This is a genomic window from Mycobacterium neumannii (assembly GCF_048452905.1).
GTDB classification, from domain to species: Bacteria; Actinomycetota; Actinomycetes; order Mycobacteriales; family Mycobacteriaceae; genus Mycobacterium; species Mycobacterium neumannii_B.
Genome location: NZ_JBCGVF010000007.1, coordinates 4,959 through 19,977 on the forward strand (window position 1 = coordinate 4,959; position 15,019 = coordinate 19,977).

The following is a 15,019-nucleotide window of genomic DNA, read 5'->3' on the forward strand; positions in this document are numbered from 1 at the left end:
CACCTCCGGGGCGTGCCAGGAGCACCCGAGCGCGTAACGCTCAGGTCCTCGAAAGGAATCTTTGACAATCCCTTCCTGACACCCCCGGAGGCGTTTGTGAAGGACTACCTCAACTCATATCAACGCGCCGCGGCGTGTGCACCCGCGCGTCTGGCTGCGTGCTCACCCGCCCGCCGCCCGAAGAACGACCCTTCGCCGAGTTGGGTTCCGCTGGCGTAGCCCTTGCCGTCCTGGGCGATGTTGGACGCGCACGCTCCCGCCGCATAGAGGCCTGAGACGGCGGAGCCGTCCTCGCGCAGGACCTCTCCGTCGATCGACACCGCCAGCCCGCCCATGGTGAAACCCGAGTACATCGCGCGCCCCAGCGACAGGTCGAACGCCGCGAACGGGCCGGTGTCCTGGGCAGCGACGTAGTCGGGTTGTTTGTGGAAGTCGGGATCCTCGCCGCGAGCGGCGAATTCGTTGTACCGATTCAGGGTCGCGACCAGGTTGCCCTGCGGAATTCCCAGCGCCGCTTCCATTTCCTCCACGGTCTCCCAACCGTCGATGAATTTGATCAACGGCATCTCGGGCATCTCCATGTGGGCCTCGTCGACGACGAGGTAGGCCGTCTGCTCGGGCTGTTCGAGCACGAAAGCCGAAGTGCGCGAATGATATGAGTCCTCGGCGACGAAGCGGTTGCCGTCCTTGTTGACGATCACACCGGTGAGCAGGATCTCCGGTGGATACGCCGCGGCGGTGATGAAAAGCTGATCCATGTTCTTGGCGACGCCGCCCGCCGAGATGCCCATTCGAATGCCCAGACCGTCGTCGTTCGGATTGCCCAGGATGTAGGGCTCCACCTCGCCGTGGTGCTTGGTCTTGCGCTTCTGGCCGAGTGCCGGCGTGAGCTCGGCGACCATCTCGGTGTTCATCGCGAATCCGCCCGCGGCGATGATCACCGCCTTGGCCTTTATCGCACCCGTGTCGCCGAAGTGCTTCCATCGCACGCCGGCGACCGATCCGTCGTCGACGACCAGGTTGGTCACCCCTGTCTCGTAGCGGATCTGCACACCGAGCTCGGTGGCGCGCTTGACCAACAGATCGATGACCATCGCGGCTCCCCCGAGCTCACCGGGCACCGGCACCGAATGGCCGCGCGGTGCCGGTTTGGCCTGCTCGCAGAACGGCCAGACCTTCTCGTTGCCGGTGTACGAAAGGCCTTCGGTCCCCGGTGGCACCACAACCTTGCCCGGGTAGAAGCTGCGCTCGAACTGAAAACCCAAGTCCTCCAGCCAGTTGAAGTGTTCAACGCTGCCGTCGCAGTAGGCGCGGATCTTGTCGAGCTCGGGATCACAGGACACTGCGACGAGGTAGGAGTACATCTCGTCGGCGCTGTCCTCGTGACCGGTGGCCTGCTGCACAGCGGTCCCGCCACCCAGATAGAAGTGTCCGCCGGCCATCGAGCTGGTTCCGCCGGCGTCGGCGGCCTTCTCCAGCACCAGCACCCGGGCGCCCGCGGCGGCGGCGCTGACCGCGGCACACCCGCCCGCGATGCCGAATCCGACCACTACGACATCGAATTCATCGGACCACGACGCGACATCGGCGGCGTCGACGGTGTCGGGAATCTCACTGGTGCTCACTGCTGCTCCTGTTTGATGTAGTCGAAGAATGCCCTGATCTCTTCGGGGATGTGGGCGATCTCCAGGTACGGCACACCGGCGGCGGCGATGTAGGCGAACTCCATGCCGCCGGGCATCACGCCGCGCTGCACCGCCTCGGCTTTCCGTTCGGTCAGTGCCGCTTCCACGTCGTCGACCTCGATGCAGATGTGGTGTATCCCGGGGCCCGCGGTGTCGAGGAAGTCGGTGTAGATGTTGCGTCCGGAGACCGGTGCGATCAGTTCGAGCTGCATGTCGCCGGCGTAGCTCAGCGAGATGTCCGCCACGAAGTCCGCGGGTTCGCCGCGGTACGTGCACGCGTCCGGGGCGAAGTGCACGCCCGGCATGCGCACCCACTTCTTGGCGCCCAAGATCGAGGTGAGCGCGCCCTCGGTGGCGTCGAGGTCCCGCGTCACCCATGCGATCTGGACAGGTGTCTGGGCAAGCATCGCGTCGAGAATATCCGCGCCCCGTCCGATTGGCTAGAACGTGTTCTAGTTCAGGCCTCGCCGTAGTACGCGCGCAGGCAGCGGTCTGCGGCCTCCCGCGCGGCGGCGGGGTCGGCGCCGGAGGCGATGTTCGCCTCGTACCAGGCGTCGTTGGACAACGCCAGAAAGCGTCGGCCCTCGGCGGTGGTGACCCACTGTGCGCCGAACGCCGGGTCGACCGCCTCGCCGGTGGACAGATGCAGCGCCAGCCCGAGCACCATCGAATCCCAGCCGATGCCCACGGCGCCGGGGCCGAACTGCAGCGACATTTCGTCGCCCACGACAGCGATGTGCTCGATGACCAACTGTGCGCGGTCCGCGCCGTGGTCACCGACGCTGACCTCGATCCAGCTGGTGTTGCCGCCGTACTCCCAGGTGGCGGTGAAGCTCTTCGGCGGGTCGCACGTCAGGATCGTTCCGCCGGCGTTGCCGTGCAATTGATAGCTGCCACCGACCTTCAGGTCGCCCGAGATCGGCATCAACCACCGCGGAATGCGCTCGATGTTGGTCACGGCATCCCACAGATCCGCCTGATCGGTGTCGTAGGTCTGCTTGATGGTGACGACGTGTGCCTCACCCGCGTCGATCGTGCGTTTTCCGACCGTGCGTGCAACGGCATTGATCTGGTGATCCACGTCGATCTCGGTCATGTTGCCTTCTTTCGTCGTTGTCGCTTACCGCGCGCGATCTCGGTGCCGAGCGCGTCGAGCTTCGGCGACCAGAAACGGCGAAAGCCCGCGAGCCACTCGTCGGCATCGCGCAGCGCTGCCCCGTTGACCGCGTAGAGACGACGCTGACCGTCCGGCCGCACCGAGGTGAACCTGTTGTCGCGCAACACTTTCAAGTGCTGCGAGACCGCAGGCTGGGTGATCGCGAACTCGTCGCCGATGGTCTCGGCGATGGCTCCCGCGGGCTGCTCGCCGTCGGCCAACAGTTCGAGGATCCGGCGGCGCACCGGATCGCCGAGGACGTCGAACGCGTGCACGCCTACAAAGTAAAGTCTTTACTTATATAAGTCAATATTTATTCGTTTTGCAGTGCGTCGATCAGCAGCCCGATCTGCAGATCGAAGACCGCCGCGGGATCGGTCAGCGTGTCGGGCCCGTACTGGCCGAACACCTCGAGGCTGATCGCACCGACCAGCGCTGCCCATGCCAGGAAACTCCTGGCGATCGCGCCGTCGTCGCCCGGGAAGTCGAACTCGTTGCGCAACTCCTCGAAATCCGACGACAACGGTTCGCCGACAACCGTTTTCGACAAGGGGATGTCGCCGTCGGCGATACCGGCGGCGACCACGTCGAACAAGGCGCCCACGACGCGGGTCCCCGGGCCGACGGTGCGTTCCCGCGGCGCGCGGTAACCCGGCACCGGGGTGCCGTAGAGCAGCGCCCACGAGGCGGGCCGGTCGACCGCCCATGCGCGCGCGGCGTGCGCCATCGCGCGTAACTGCTCATGCCACGGTCCGCCGTCGCAGCGGGCGCGGTCGACCTGGTCGGCGAGTTCGGAATATGCATCGACTAGCAGCAGCGTCAGCAGTTCGTCGCGGCTGGACACGTAGCGGTACACCGCTGACGACACCATGCCGAGGTCGCGGGCGATCGCCCGAAGCGAGAGCCCGGCCGCGCCGTCGGTCACGAGATGACGCCGACCCAACTCGATGATCTGTTCCTCGATCCTCTGCCGGCTTTCGGCCCGTTTGCCCATATGCCGAGTGTGACAGAAAGCGAGATCACTGCTCTTGATTTCGTCGCGACAAAGTGGCATCCTCGGTAAGAGAGCACCGCTCTCTGATTGAGGAGGTCCCTGTGACGACAACGCACTACGACGAACCGACGCGGGCCGCCCGCGTCGTCAACCACGTCTTCCGCTGGCTGGCCGAGGCCGGTGTCAGTGTCGCCGGGACGACGGCGCTCTCGGTGCGAGGCCGCAAGACGGGCAAGCGCCGAAGCGTGGTGGTCAACGTGCTCACGGTGGGCGGTCGCGACTACCTCGTCTCCCCGCGCGGTCACACCCAGTGGGCCCGCAACGCCAGGGCGGCCGGCGTCGTCGAGGTCGGTCCCCGCTGGCGTCGCCGCGAGGTGCGGATCGCCGAGGTGCCCGATGAGTCGAAGCCCGAGCTGCTCGGCCGCTACCTGAACCGCTGGTTCTGGGAGGTCAAGAGACATGTCGGCGGTCTGACGCCGACGTCCTCACCGGACGAGTTGCGCGCCGCGGCGCCGTCGATTCCGGTGTTCGAGCTCGTGCGTTAAGGCAGGGATACGGAGCCGACGTTGGCGGATGCGGCGGAAATGACGGCCTCGCTGGCCTGCTGGCTCGCCGTCTGCCAGGACACCGCGGCCGGATACTGGCCCCAGGTGCTGTTGAACATGCCGATCAGCACCGCCCGGTTGTCGGGGGTGATCACATACACCGGGCCGCCCGAGTCGCCCTTCTGACTGACCACACCGTTGGCCATCGTGAACCAGCCGTTGTTGACGGCCTCGACGTTGCCGCAACTCTCGCCCGTGACCACGCCGAAATGGCACACTGGCTGCCCGGCCGTAGGCACGACACCGGGGTCATCCACCAGCATCTTGCCGCCCGGAAGCACGTTGTTGACCGCGACGTCGGGTGCGAGCGCGATCGCCTCCCAGTCGGCGATCTGGTGATTGGTGTCGACGGTCGCGCCGTTGGGGGTGTTGTCGCGGTACACCGTCTGCATCCCGATGAGGTTGCCGTTGCGGTCTCGGACCGGTCCGCTGCCTCGGCAATGGCCTGCGGTGAACGCGATGCGGGTTGCCGGATCGACATAACCCAGCGTGCAGACGTTGTTGTCCTGGCGGATCTCCATGCCGGGGTAGACCAGGACACCCGGGTTGGCCTGCGCGGGCGCCGACATCAGCGCGACCGCGGTGATCGGGGCGGCCAGCGCCGCCAGTACCCGTAGCGAATGTCGGCGCACTGTCGTCTCCGCTCGTCGAGCCGATGAAGGTTCGGTACCGGCGCGTTGTGAGCCGCTTACCGGGTCGGGAGAGCTGACAATCACCGCCCGACCAGGAGCAACCACTCGACGATGGTCCCGTCACTTGCCCATCGGTGAAGGTCACAGAGACGTTACGCCCCGGCCGCGGTTTCGGCACGGGACAGCTACGAATCGAAACCGAGGCCTAACGCATCCAGCGTCCGCAGATAGGCGTTCCGTCGTCCGGCGGCGTGGTCGGCGCGGTCGAGCGACCACCGGGTCGCCTGGATACCAACGCTGGCCAGCGGCTCAGGAGGGAACGGCAGCGGGCGCTCGCGCACCATCTGCAGTTCGGTGCGCGGCGTGGGCCGGCCCCCGAGCAGGTCCAGGCACACATCGGCGGCGAACCGGGAAGCACCCACGCCCAGTCCGGTGAAGCCGTTGACGTATGCGACGCGGCCGTCCCTGGCCAGTCCCCAGTGCGCGCAGAACCGGGTGTTGGTGTCGATCGCGCCGGCCCACCGATGACTGAATCGGACGTCGTCGAGTTGCGGAAAGGTCAAAAAGAAGTGCTCGGCCAGCCGGCGGTAGCTCGCGGGCCGGTCCTCGTAGCGGGGCCGCACTTTGCGCCCGAAGTGGTAGACGGCGTCGTACCCGCCCCAGACGATCCGGTTGTCCGCGGTGAGGCGGTAGTAGTGGAACTGGTTGGCGCAGTCGTCGATTCCCTGCCTACCGCGCCAGCCGATGCGGCCCAGTTGGTCGTCGGTGAGCGCTTCGGTGGCCAACACGTAGTCGTAGACCGGCACCGTGTGCAGCCGGTTGCGCTTGAGCAGGCTCGGATAGACGTTGGTCGCGAGCACTGCTTGCCGCGCGGTGACGACGGCCTGGCCGGTCTGCATACGCAACCCGACGCCACCGGAATCCAGCCGGACGGCGTTGGTGTGCTCGTAGATGCGCACACCCGCGTCCTGGCACGCCCTGGCGAGTTCGAACACCAGCTTGGCGGGGTGCACGATCGCGCAGGTGTGGGCGTCGACCAGGCCGGCGAGGTAGGTCGGTGAGGCCACCTCGCCGCGGACCTCGGTGGTGTCGAGGAACTCCCCCTCGCCGTCGGCCGCGGCCTGGCGCAACCACTCGACCTGATGGGGTTCCGTGGCCACTGTCAGGGTGCCGGTGCGCTGCCAGTCGGTGTCGAGGCCCAGCTCGGCGATCTCGGCCTGCATGCCGCCGAGGTTGTCCAAGCCCATTTCCTCGAGAACGTCGAACTCGTTGGGCCAGCGGGTTTTTCCGTTCGTGGCGCCGTGCGTCAGGCTGGCGTCGACGAAGCCTCCATTGCGGCCGGAGGCCGCCCAGCCCACCCGGTTGGCCTCGATGAGCACGATGCGCTGATCGGGGTCGCGTCGCGCGGCGTGCAGCGCGGTCCACAAGCCGGTGTATCCGCCCCCGACGACGATCAGGTCGCAGGTGACGGGCTTCGTCAGGACGGGGAACTGAGGCCGCGGCGGGCCGACGCGCTCGTCCAGCCATACCGAGCCCAACGTGCTTGTCGCCAGCGAACGTTCGACCAGACCGGCGTCGACCGGGGCGTCGAAGACGGTTTCCACACAGCGCAGACTACGGCGCGCAGAGGCGCCGCGTGGCTCAGGCGCTGACGGGGGTCGACCGCTGCTTTGCGACGAGCGGCGGTCGCGCCGGCGCCCACCCGGGCGGGCCGAACATGTAGCCCAGCCTGTCGCGCCACCGCCGCGCCCTTCGGACGTCACGCGCGATCGCCACGTACTCGTGTGTCTGCAACGTCCAGATGTTGTAGGTGTCGACCTGCTTGGTCAGCCCGTAGTGCGGGCGGACCGTCTCGGCCTGGAAGCTGCCGAACAGCCGATCCCACAGGATGAAGATGCCGCCGTAGTTCTTGTCGAGGTACTGCTGGTCCATGCCGTGGTGCACCCGGTGGTGCGACGGCGTGTTGAACACGAATTCGATTGGCCCCCAGAGCTTCCCGATACGTTCGGTGTGGATCCAGAACTGATATATCAGGTTGATGGAGAAGCTGGCGAAGACGATCCACGGCGGTACGCCGAACAGCGGCAGCAGCGCCCGCAGGAACACGTCACCGCTGATGTTCCACTTCTGGCGCAGCGCGGTGGCGAAGTTGAAGTACTGGCTGGAGTGGTGCGCTTGATGGGTGGCCCAGATCAGCCGCACCCGGTGCGCCATCCGGTGATAGACGTAGTAGAGCAGGTCCACCCCGACGATCGCGATCGCCCACGTGTACCACGCGTTCGCGGGTAGCTGCCACGGCGCGACGTAGACGAACAGCGCCGCATAGCCCAGCAGCGCAATGAAGTTCAGCACCCCGCTCGTGCCGATCGAGACCACGCCCATCCAGATGCTGGCCCACGCGTCGGACCGCTGATACGCACCGGCCGGTGCACGATCGGCCTCCTCGTGGGCCAGCTTGCGGGCGGCCGCCCACTCGATGACCAGCAGCAGCAGGAAGAACGGCACCGCGAAGACCACGGGATCGTGCATCAACGGTGGCAAGACGTGCGAAAAGGCGCCATTCACATCCACTTCGAAACCTCCAGGCAAAGCATACGTTTCACCGGAAGCTCAGCACCTGATCGCCCCATGCGGTGCGCAACTCGCGGTCGAGGTCGTCGACCACCTTGTCCTCGGCGTCGATGAGCAAGGTAGCGCGATCGGAGGTGCGGTACGGCCGCCACACCGGGTCGCCAGCGGAACCCGCGGGTGTGCCGTCGACGGCGAAGTTCACCCAGCGCCGCCGGATGCGCGCCGAGACCTTCTTCCCCGCGTTGAGCCCGCCGAGCTTGAAGGTCGGGTCCTTGGGACCGGCGACAAGATTGCCCCAGACATACGGCAATTCAGTCGCGTGCGCGGCGCCGAGCCGCAGCAGCCGCAACATCGGGGTGGCGAAGTCGAATCGGTAGAGGTACACGGGTGCGACCTCGCGATGGCCCTCGGCGAACCAGACCGACGGCATCCGGAAACCGATATCACGCGCGACGCCCATACCGATGGTCTTCCCTCGGCCCCGGTACGCGGCGCGGATCTGCTCTTCGGCGGGCAGCTGCAGGTCGGGTTGTTCGGCCGCGATCTCGGCGAACATCGCCCGGATCGCCTTGGGTGTGATCGGCATCAGCGGCGACTTCATCCAGCGGAAGAGTGCGGCTTCGTGCTTGTTGGTGCCGATGATCAGCGGCACCGGGAGGGTGCGCCCATCCCGGGCGAGCTGCACCGGATGCGCAAGCAACACATCGCCATCGATGATCGGCGCGAACGCCAGTGTGCCCGGGGTGCTCGCCGGGATGTGGTCGAACACGTGCTTGGAGGCGGTCATCAGCGCGGAGGTGGGCACCGAGACCAACTGCTGGGCGTCGCTGGCGCGCAGCCCCAGCTGGTCGAGCAACAGCGCCGCCACCCTTTGCGAGCGCTCGCGGTCGTAGACCGAGGTCGCCGGTGAGCTCTGCGCGATCGCCGCGCCGAACAGGCCGGCTGCGTGCGGGCTGGCCAGCAGCGTGGTGATGATTCCGCCACCGGCGGATTCTCCGAAGACGGTGACGCGGTGCGGGTCTCCCCCGAAACCGGCGATGTTGTCGCGCACCCATTGCAGCGCGAACAGCACGTCGCGCAGGCCGAGGTTGGTGGCGAAGTCGTCGCTCACCGCCGACAGGTCCAGGAAGCCCAGCGCTCCGAGGCGGTAGTTCACCGTGACGATCACGGCGTCGCCGTCGGCGGCGAGCGTGCGGCCGTGATACAGCGGCTGCGCCGACGAACCGAGGACGTAGGCGCCGCCGTGCACCCACACCATCACCGGTTTGCCCGCGCCTGGCTCGACGTTTGATGCCGCCCACACGTTCAGGCTCAGGCAGTCGTCGCCCTGGGGAGCGCCGAGGTCGATTGGGATGCGCGGATCCGTCGGCTGCGGGCACACCGGGCCGACCCTCGTGGCGTCCGCCGGTTCGGACCAGCGCCGCGGCGGTTCGGGTGCCCGCCACCGCAGCTCACCCGCCGGCGGGGCGGCGAACCGGATACCCTTCCACACCTTCACGGTGCCGTCGTCGAGGCCGCGAACCGGTCCGTACGCGGTGTCGACGACGAGCGCGTCGTCGGGGCCCCGGGCCGCTGCGGTCACCGTTGGCCTCCCGGAGCGTGGCGGCGCGCCGAATGAACGGGCATGGAACTCCTCAATCGATGAAGGCAAGCGATATCAGGCTACGCGCGCGCCCATCGGGTGGTATACATGTTGGTATGAGTGTCACATCTATATCGGTACGACGTCTCAAGGCCCGCATTGTCGCGGATTTCGAGAAGTCGGCGGGTCGCCACGACGACCCCGCCGTCTACGGCGGCCCGCCTGGCGACCCAGGGCTGCTCGGCCCTGACAGCATCTCGTGGGAGATTCACGCAGATCTGGCCTCGGTGTCGCAGGCCGGACTGCCCGCGATCGTGCTCGAGATCCTGCACCCGTCGGTGGTGGCGGGCGTCCAGGACCTGTCGAACTACCGGCAGGATCCGTTCCAGCGGGCGCGGGCCACACTCGGTTATGTACTGACGACGACGTTCGGCAACACTGCCGCCGCCACCGCGGTCATCGACCACGTCAGACATGTTCACTCCTTCATCACCGGCACCCGTCCCGACGGGTTGCCGTACCGGGCGCTGGATCCGGAGCTCATCGCCTGGGTGCACACCTGCATCCCATGGATGATCCTGCGGGCCTTCGAGCACACCAAAAGGCCGCTGTCACAAACAGAGCGCGACCGCTATCTCGCCGAGCAGGCCGTCATCGGACGGCTGGGCGGCGCCGACTGGGTGCCCGAGACCGAGGCCGAACTCGACGAGTATGTGACGACGATGCGGCCACGGCTGGCCGTGAACGCTCAGACCCGCGAGTTCCTCGACTTCCTGATGACCTCACCGTTCTTCCCGGATCTGCCGGCGCCGGTCGACCGTCGACTGCATCGATTCGCGATCTACGCGGGTATGAGCCGGGCGCCTCGGTGGGCACAGGAGCTGATCGGGTACGACCGCCCGCCCGCGGTCATGCGCCGATTGATCGAGCCGTCCCTGCAACTCGACGCGCGGCAGCTGCGGTGGGCGCTCGGCACTCCGCGGTACGTCCAGATCGCCCGCGCCCGCGCGGCGGCGGCGACGGATCTTGCCGAGGTCGCGGTCTCGTGATCGACGGGCAGTTGCTCGAAGTGGTCGGCGGTGCTGCGGCCGTCGACAGCGTCGACGAGGCTGCCGATCGGACCAGTCGGCGGATCCTGGACGCGGCCCTGCAGGAGGCGGCCGCCGTCGGCTTACAGCGACTCACCGTCGAAGACGTCGTCCGGCGCGCCGGCGTGTCGAGGATGACGGCGTACCGGCGCTACCCCCGCCGCGACGATCTGGTCGAGGCGTTGGTTCGGAGGGAGACCCAGCGCTTCCTTGCCGCGGTCGCCGACGCCATCGACGCGGCCGAGTGTCCACACGAGGGAGTCGCGGAAGCATTCATCGCGGCGGTGGCCTTCGCCAGGGAACACCCGATGCTGCGGCGCGCAGGCCAGGTGGAATCCGATCCGATCGATGACTCGACAGAACTGCTCGCGATGGGTTCGGCGTTCATCGCCAACTACATCCACGGCGAGACGCCGGGTACCCCGTCTCAACCGGTGCGCTGGGTCGCCGACGTGTTCGCCCGGTTGTTCTTCACCTACATCTCGAAGCCGCCGACCGACCCGGACTTCGGCGACGACAGGGAATTGCGCCGGTTCGCACACGAGGTGCTCACCCCGATGGTCGAACGCGCGGCGGGTTCTGTCGGCTAGCTTGATCGCGTGCGGAAGTGGGCCCTTTTGGCCGGCGCGATCGTCGTCGAGGTCGCCGCGACGCTGTCACTGCGGGCGTCCCAGGACCATTCGGCGTGGCTTCTCGTCGTCGTCGGGGGCTACCTCGCCGCCTTCACATTCCTGACGCTGGTGTTGCGCGCTGGAGTGCCGGTCGGGGTGGCGTACGGAATCTGGGGTGCGGTCGGCACGGCCGGTACCGCGGCTCTCGCCGCTGTCCTGTTCGGCGACCCGTTCACCTGGCCGATCGTCGCCGGCATCGGTCTGATCATCGCCGGTGTGCTGCTTATCGAGTTCGGTTCGCACCGGGCGGTCGAACAGCGGTGATGTACTGGACACTGGCCGCTGCGATCCTCTTCGAGGTGTTCGCGACGCTGTCGCTGCGGGCTTCGGAGGGGTTCCGCAATAAGGCCTGGATCGCACCGATCGTCCTGGGCTACCTGGCGTCGTTCTATCTGCTGTGGTTGACGCTGACGCTCGGGATGCCGGTCGGCATCGCCTACGGCGTGTGGACCGCCTGCGGCGTGGCGCTGGTCGCGGTCATCGCGCGCTTCATGTTCACCGAGCCATTGACCTGGGTGATGGCTCTGGGCATCGCGCTCGTCGTCGGCGGTGTGCTCACGATCGAGCTTGCCGGGGTCGCGCACTGAGCACGCCCGACAACACCACGACCACGATGCCCGCGATCGGCACCACGAGCAGGCCGATGCGCAGGCTCGTCGCGTCCGCGATCACTCCGATCAACACCGGGGCAACGAGGAACCCGATGCGCATCAGCCAGGTGAGGATCGTCAGACCGCTGCCCGGTCGCAGGTCCGGCAGCTGATCCGCGGCGTGCATGGCCGACGGCACCAGGGTGGCCGCGCCGAGGCCGGCCATCGCGAAACCGGCGATCGTGCCCGGAACGGACGGGAACGCGAGCGCGAGGCCCATACCGATCGCGGTGATCGCGCCGCCCGTGCGCACCACGGCGCGTTCTCCGAACCGGTCGACCAGGCGGTCGCCGACCAGTCGCCCGATGAAAAGGAACGTGACGACGGCGATGTAACCCGACACCGCGATCGGCCCGGGCGCACCGAGCGCGTCACGCAGATACAACACGGCCCAGGAGTTGCCGGCGTCCTCGACCATCGCACCGGCCACGGCGATCAGCACCAGCCCGAGCAGCGCGGCGTACACCGCACTGCCGGCACCGCCCGCTCGGTCGGCGCGCCCCTGCCGGTGGACGTCGTGATCGTTCCCGGGCAGCAGGAAGCGGTACGCGACGATCACGACCACGCTGCACAACACCGCCGAGAAGCCGAGATGCAGCACGCGCGGAATGTCCAGCGCGAGCGCCGTCCCGCCCATCACACCGCCGATGATCGCGCCCGCCGCCCACACCGCATGCAGCGAGTTGATGATCGAACGGCCGTAGACGCGTTGCACCCGCAAGCCGTGTGCGTTCTGGGCGACGTCGGTCACCGCATCGCAGGCGCCCGCCGCGAACAGCCCGGCGGCCAACAACACCGGAGACGTCGCCAAGCCCGCGAGCGCCACGAAGACACCGATTCCGATGGTGCCGACGACAGCCACCCGCGACGAGCGGTAACGCCGGATGAGTGCGGCCGCGGTCAGCCCCGCCGCCAGCGCCCCCGCCGAGAACGCCGCGACCGCTGCGCCGTACGCCGAATTGGACAGAGCCAGATCGGTCTTGATCTCGGGGTAGCGCGGCAGCAGGTTCGCGAACACGGCACCGTTGGTCAAGAACAGCGCTGCCACCGCGATACGGGCCCGTCGACTCTGCGCCTCGGCCGTCTCCTGTCGGTCGGGCGCCATACCGGCCGACCCTACCCACCCGGGCCGAGCGCGGATGAGCGCCGGTTGACTTCGCGCAGATCGGGTATGAGCGAGCCTGTGATGAGACGTGGTGACCGATTCCGGGCAAGATTGGCGACATGACAGGGCCCGCAGCGTCGCTAGTGGAGTTGGCGCGACGCTACGGTGTCGCAACCGATTACGAAGACTGGACGGGCACCCGCGTCGCCGTGGCCTCCTCGACGCTGGTCTCGGTGCTGGCGGCGTTGGGTGTCAGCGCGGCCACCGAGGACGACCGCGCCGCCGCACTCACCGCGCACGACCGCGAGTACTGGTCACGCCACCTTCCGCCGACGATCATCGGGCGCACCGGCGCGGCTTCGACGTTCTGGGTGCACGTCACGCACGGAAACCCGGTGTCGCTGCGGATCCGACTGGAGGACGGGTCGGTGCGGACGGACCTACCCCAACTCGAAAACAACAGGCCCCCCTACGAATTGGACGGGCGACTGGTCGGCGAGGCGACCTTCGAGACGCCCGCCGACCTGCCGATCGGATACCACCGCCTGGAGCTGCACGCCGACGGGGCGGACTTCAGCACCCCGATCATCGTCTCCCCCGCGTCGCTACTGCCCCCCTCCGGCAGGAACTGGGGCCTGGCCACCCAGCTCTACAGCGTGCGGTCCGAAAGGTCGTGGGGTATCGGCGATCTGACCGATCTGACCGACCTGGCGGTATGGTCGGCCGCCCAACATGCCGCCGGATTCATCCTCGTCAATCCCCTGCACGCGGCCGCTCCGGTCGCGCCGATGGAACCCTCGCCCTACCTGCCGACCTCGCGCCGGTTCGTCAACCCGATCTATCTGCGGGTCGAAGCGATCCCCGAATACGCCTATGTCCGCCGCCGCAACCGATTACGTAAACTGCGCGAGGCCGTGCAGTCGCGTGCCGCCCGCGCCGAGCAGGTCGACCGTGACGCGGCGTGGAAGGCGAAGCGCTCGGCGCTGGAGGCGGTCTATGAGGTACCGCGCTCGGCGGGACGGGACATGGCCTACGCCGCCTACCGGGAGCGCGAGGGCCGCAGCCTCGACGACTTCGCCACCTGGTGCGCGCTGGCCGAACGGTACGGCGCCGACTGGCACCAATGGCCTCCGAAACTGCAGCATCCTGCGGGTGACGCCGTCGCTGAATTCGCCGCCGAGCACGCCGACTCGGTCGACTTCCATCGCTGGCTGCAGTGGCAGCTCGACGACCAGCTCACCGCGGCGCAGGCCACCGCGCTGCAGACCGGGATGAGCCTGGGCATCATGCACGACCTTGCCGTGGGCGTGGACCCCAACGGCGCGGACTCGTGGGCTCTGCAGGACGTGCTCGCGCTCGGCGTCACAGCGGGCGCTCCTCCCGACGAGTTCAACCAGCTCGGGCAGGACTGGTCGCAACCGCCGTGGCGGCCCGACCAACTCGAGAAGCTCGCTTACGAGCCGTTCCGCGCACTCGTCAACGCGGTGCTGCGGCACGCGGGCGGTGTGCGGATCGACCACATCATCGGGCTGTTCCGGCTGTGGTGGATTCCGAACGGGGCGCGGCCCACCGACGGCACATACGTGCGCTACGACCACGAAGCGATGATCGGCATCGTGGCGCTCGAGGCCCACCGGGCAGGAGCCGTCGTCGTCGGCGAGGACCTCGGCACCGTCGAACCGTGGGTGCGCGACTACCTCAAAGAGCGCGGTCTGTTCGGCACGTCGATCCTGTGGTTCGAGGCCGACCGCGACGGCGCTCACGGACCGGCGGGGGGTCCGCTGGCCGCCGAGCTGTGGCGCGAGTACTGCCTGTCGGCCGTCACCACGCACGACCTGCCTCCCACCGCCGGCTACCTGGCCGGCGAACACGTCCGCCTGCGCGACGAACTCGGGCTGCTGACGCGGCCCGCCGCCGAGGAGCTGGCCGACGACCGCGAGCAGCAGAACAGATGGCTGGACGAACTGCGCCGCGGCGGGCTTCTGGACAGCGACACCGAGGCCGACACCGCCGCGATCGTCGAGGCCCTGCATCGCTATCTCGGCCGCACCCCGTCGCGGTTGCTGTCGCTGTCGCTGGCCGACGCCGTCGGCGAGCTGCGCACCCAGAATCAACCGGGCACCACCGACGAGTATCCGAACTGGCGGGTGCCGCTGGCCGGGCCGGACGGTAAGAAACTGCTGCTCGAGGACGTCTTCGACGACGTTACCGCGGCGCGGCTCGGCGAGGTCATGCGAAAAGCGCTGCGCCCGACGGTGTAACGCCGGCGCCGTCTGCTCC

At 67.9% G+C, this 15,019-nt stretch carries 16 protein-coding genes; 6 read left to right on the forward strand and 10 right to left on the reverse strand.

Annotated features, from left to right (window positions below):
- Positions 1-119: 119 nt before the first annotated feature.
- The 5 genes from AAHH99_RS20280 to AAHH99_RS20300 are packed head-to-tail and all read right to left on the reverse strand — an operon-like array spanning position 120 to position 3,835.
- Complete coding sequence (locus tag AAHH99_RS20280) at positions 120-1,625, reverse strand: FAD-binding protein (RefSeq protein WP_418770308.1); 1,506 nt, start codon at positions 1,623-1,625, stop codon at positions 120-122.
- Positions 1,622-2,092 carry a VOC family protein gene (locus AAHH99_RS20285; RefSeq protein WP_418770309.1) on the reverse strand — a complete coding sequence of 157 codons (471 nt, stop codon included), beginning with the start codon at positions 2,090-2,092 and terminating at the stop codon, positions 1,622-1,624. Before AAHH99_RS20285 ends, AAHH99_RS20280 begins: the two co-directional genes overlap by 4 nt.
- A gap of 50 nt (positions 2,093-2,142) precedes the next feature.
- The gene (locus AAHH99_RS20290) at positions 2,143-2,781 is read right to left on the reverse strand and encodes an SRPBCC family protein (RefSeq protein ID WP_418770310.1); all 639 of its coding nucleotides are present in this window, start codon (positions 2,779-2,781) and stop codon (positions 2,143-2,145) included.
- Entirely contained in the window at positions 2,778-3,116 is a 339-nt protein-coding gene (locus tag AAHH99_RS20295) for an ArsR/SmtB family transcription factor (protein ID WP_418770311.1), read from the reverse strand. The genes AAHH99_RS20290 and AAHH99_RS20295 overlap by 4 nt, the downstream gene beginning before the upstream one ends.
- Positions 3,117-3,154: 38 nt before the next feature.
- The gene (locus AAHH99_RS20300) at positions 3,155-3,835 is read right to left on the reverse strand and encodes a TetR/AcrR family transcriptional regulator (RefSeq protein WP_418770312.1); all 681 of its coding nucleotides are present in this window, start codon (positions 3,833-3,835) and stop codon (positions 3,155-3,157) included.
- A 101-nt stretch (positions 3,836-3,936) separates the two neighbouring features.
- On the opposite strand from AAHH99_RS20300, the gene AAHH99_RS20305 reads away from it, so the two are divergent.
- Positions 3,937-4,380, forward strand: a complete 444-nt coding sequence (locus tag AAHH99_RS20305; RefSeq protein WP_418770313.1) for a nitroreductase/quinone reductase family protein — start codon at positions 3,937-3,939, stop codon at positions 4,378-4,380.
- Here AAHH99_RS20305 and AAHH99_RS20310 read toward each other — a convergent pair.
- From AAHH99_RS20310 to AAHH99_RS20325, 4 genes are all read right to left on the reverse strand, one after another.
- On the reverse strand, positions 4,377-5,072 hold the full coding sequence (locus tag AAHH99_RS20310) for a hypothetical protein (RefSeq protein WP_418770314.1): 696 nt from the start codon (positions 5,070-5,072) through the stop codon (positions 4,377-4,379). The genes AAHH99_RS20305 and AAHH99_RS20310 overlap by 4 nt on opposite strands.
- Before the next feature lie 185 nt (positions 5,073-5,257).
- Entirely contained in the window at positions 5,258-6,676 is a 1,419-nt protein-coding gene (locus AAHH99_RS20315) for an NAD(P)/FAD-dependent oxidoreductase (RefSeq protein WP_418770315.1), read from the reverse strand.
- Positions 6,677-6,713: 37 nt separating this feature from the next.
- The gene (locus AAHH99_RS20320) at positions 6,714-7,601 is read right to left on the reverse strand and encodes a sterol desaturase family protein (protein WP_418770711.1); all 888 of its coding nucleotides are present in this window, start codon (positions 7,599-7,601) and stop codon (positions 6,714-6,716) included.
- A 70-nt stretch (positions 7,602-7,671) separates the two neighbouring features.
- Complete coding sequence (locus AAHH99_RS20325; RefSeq protein ID WP_418770316.1) at positions 7,672-9,225, reverse strand: carboxylesterase/lipase family protein; 1,554 nt, start codon at positions 9,223-9,225, stop codon at positions 7,672-7,674.
- A 116-nt stretch (positions 9,226-9,341) separates the two neighbouring features.
- Here AAHH99_RS20325 and AAHH99_RS20330 point away from each other — a divergent pair, with 116 nt between their 5' ends.
- The 4 genes from AAHH99_RS20330 to AAHH99_RS20345 are packed head-to-tail and all read left to right on the forward strand — an operon-like array spanning position 9,342 to position 11,571.
- Positions 9,342-10,274, forward strand: coding sequence for an oxygenase MpaB family protein (locus AAHH99_RS20330; RefSeq protein WP_418770317.1), 933 nt, complete (start codon positions 9,342-9,344; stop codon positions 10,272-10,274).
- Entirely contained in the window at positions 10,271-10,903 is a 633-nt protein-coding gene (locus tag AAHH99_RS20335; RefSeq protein ID WP_418770318.1) for a TetR/AcrR family transcriptional regulator, read from the forward strand. Before AAHH99_RS20330 ends, AAHH99_RS20335 begins: the two co-directional genes overlap by 4 nt.
- Before the next feature lie 9 nt (positions 10,904-10,912).
- Positions 10,913-11,248: a DMT family transporter gene (locus AAHH99_RS20340; protein ID WP_418770319.1), complete on the forward strand. Its 336-nt coding sequence runs from the start codon at positions 10,913-10,915 to the stop codon at positions 11,246-11,248.
- The gene (locus tag AAHH99_RS20345; RefSeq protein ID WP_418770320.1) at positions 11,248-11,571 is read left to right on the forward strand and encodes a DMT family transporter; all 324 of its coding nucleotides are present in this window, start codon (positions 11,248-11,250) and stop codon (positions 11,569-11,571) included. The genes AAHH99_RS20340 and AAHH99_RS20345 overlap by 1 nt, the downstream gene beginning before the upstream one ends.
- Here AAHH99_RS20345 and AAHH99_RS20350 read toward each other — a convergent pair.
- Positions 11,540-12,739, reverse strand: coding sequence for an MFS transporter (locus AAHH99_RS20350; protein ID WP_418770321.1), 1,200 nt, complete (start codon positions 12,737-12,739; stop codon positions 11,540-11,542). The two genes, AAHH99_RS20345 and AAHH99_RS20350, sit on opposite strands and share 32 nt — an antisense overlap.
- 119 nt (positions 12,740-12,858) lie before the next feature.
- Here AAHH99_RS20350 and malQ point away from each other — a divergent pair, with 119 nt between their 5' ends.
- The gene (gene malQ, locus AAHH99_RS20355) at positions 12,859-15,000 is read left to right on the forward strand and encodes a 4-alpha-glucanotransferase (protein WP_418770322.1); all 2,142 of its coding nucleotides are present in this window, start codon (positions 12,859-12,861) and stop codon (positions 14,998-15,000) included.
- The last annotated feature ends 19 nt before the right edge of the window (positions 15,001-15,019 follow it).

Excerpts from the sequence above, each read along its gene's own strand:
- AAHH99_RS20285 (WP_418770309.1), bottom strand. The coding sequence starts at position 2,092 with ATGCTTGCCCAGACACCTGTCCAGATCGCATGGGTGACGCGGGACCTC.
- AAHH99_RS20290 (WP_418770310.1), bottom strand. The coding sequence starts at position 2,781 with ATGACCGAGATCGACGTGGATCACCAGATCAATGCCGTTGCACGCACG.
- AAHH99_RS20300 (WP_418770312.1), bottom strand. The coding sequence starts at position 3,835 with ATGGGCAAACGGGCCGAAAGCCGGCAGAGGATCGAGGAACAGATCATC.
- AAHH99_RS20320 (WP_418770711.1), bottom strand. The coding sequence starts at position 7,601 with ATGCACGATCCCGTGGTCTTCGCGGTGCCGTTCTTCCTGCTGCTGCTG.
- AAHH99_RS20330 (WP_418770317.1), top strand. The coding sequence starts at position 9,342 with ATGAGTGTCACATCTATATCGGTACGACGTCTCAAGGCCCGCATTGTC.
- AAHH99_RS20345 (WP_418770320.1), top strand. The coding sequence starts at position 11,248 with ATGTACTGGACACTGGCCGCTGCGATCCTCTTCGAGGTGTTCGCGACG.
- AAHH99_RS20350 (WP_418770321.1), bottom strand. The coding sequence starts at position 12,739 with ATGGCGCCCGACCGACAGGAGACGGCCGAGGCGCAGAGTCGACGGGCC.
- malQ (WP_418770322.1), top strand. The coding sequence starts at position 12,859 with ATGACAGGGCCCGCAGCGTCGCTAGTGGAGTTGGCGCGACGCTACGGT.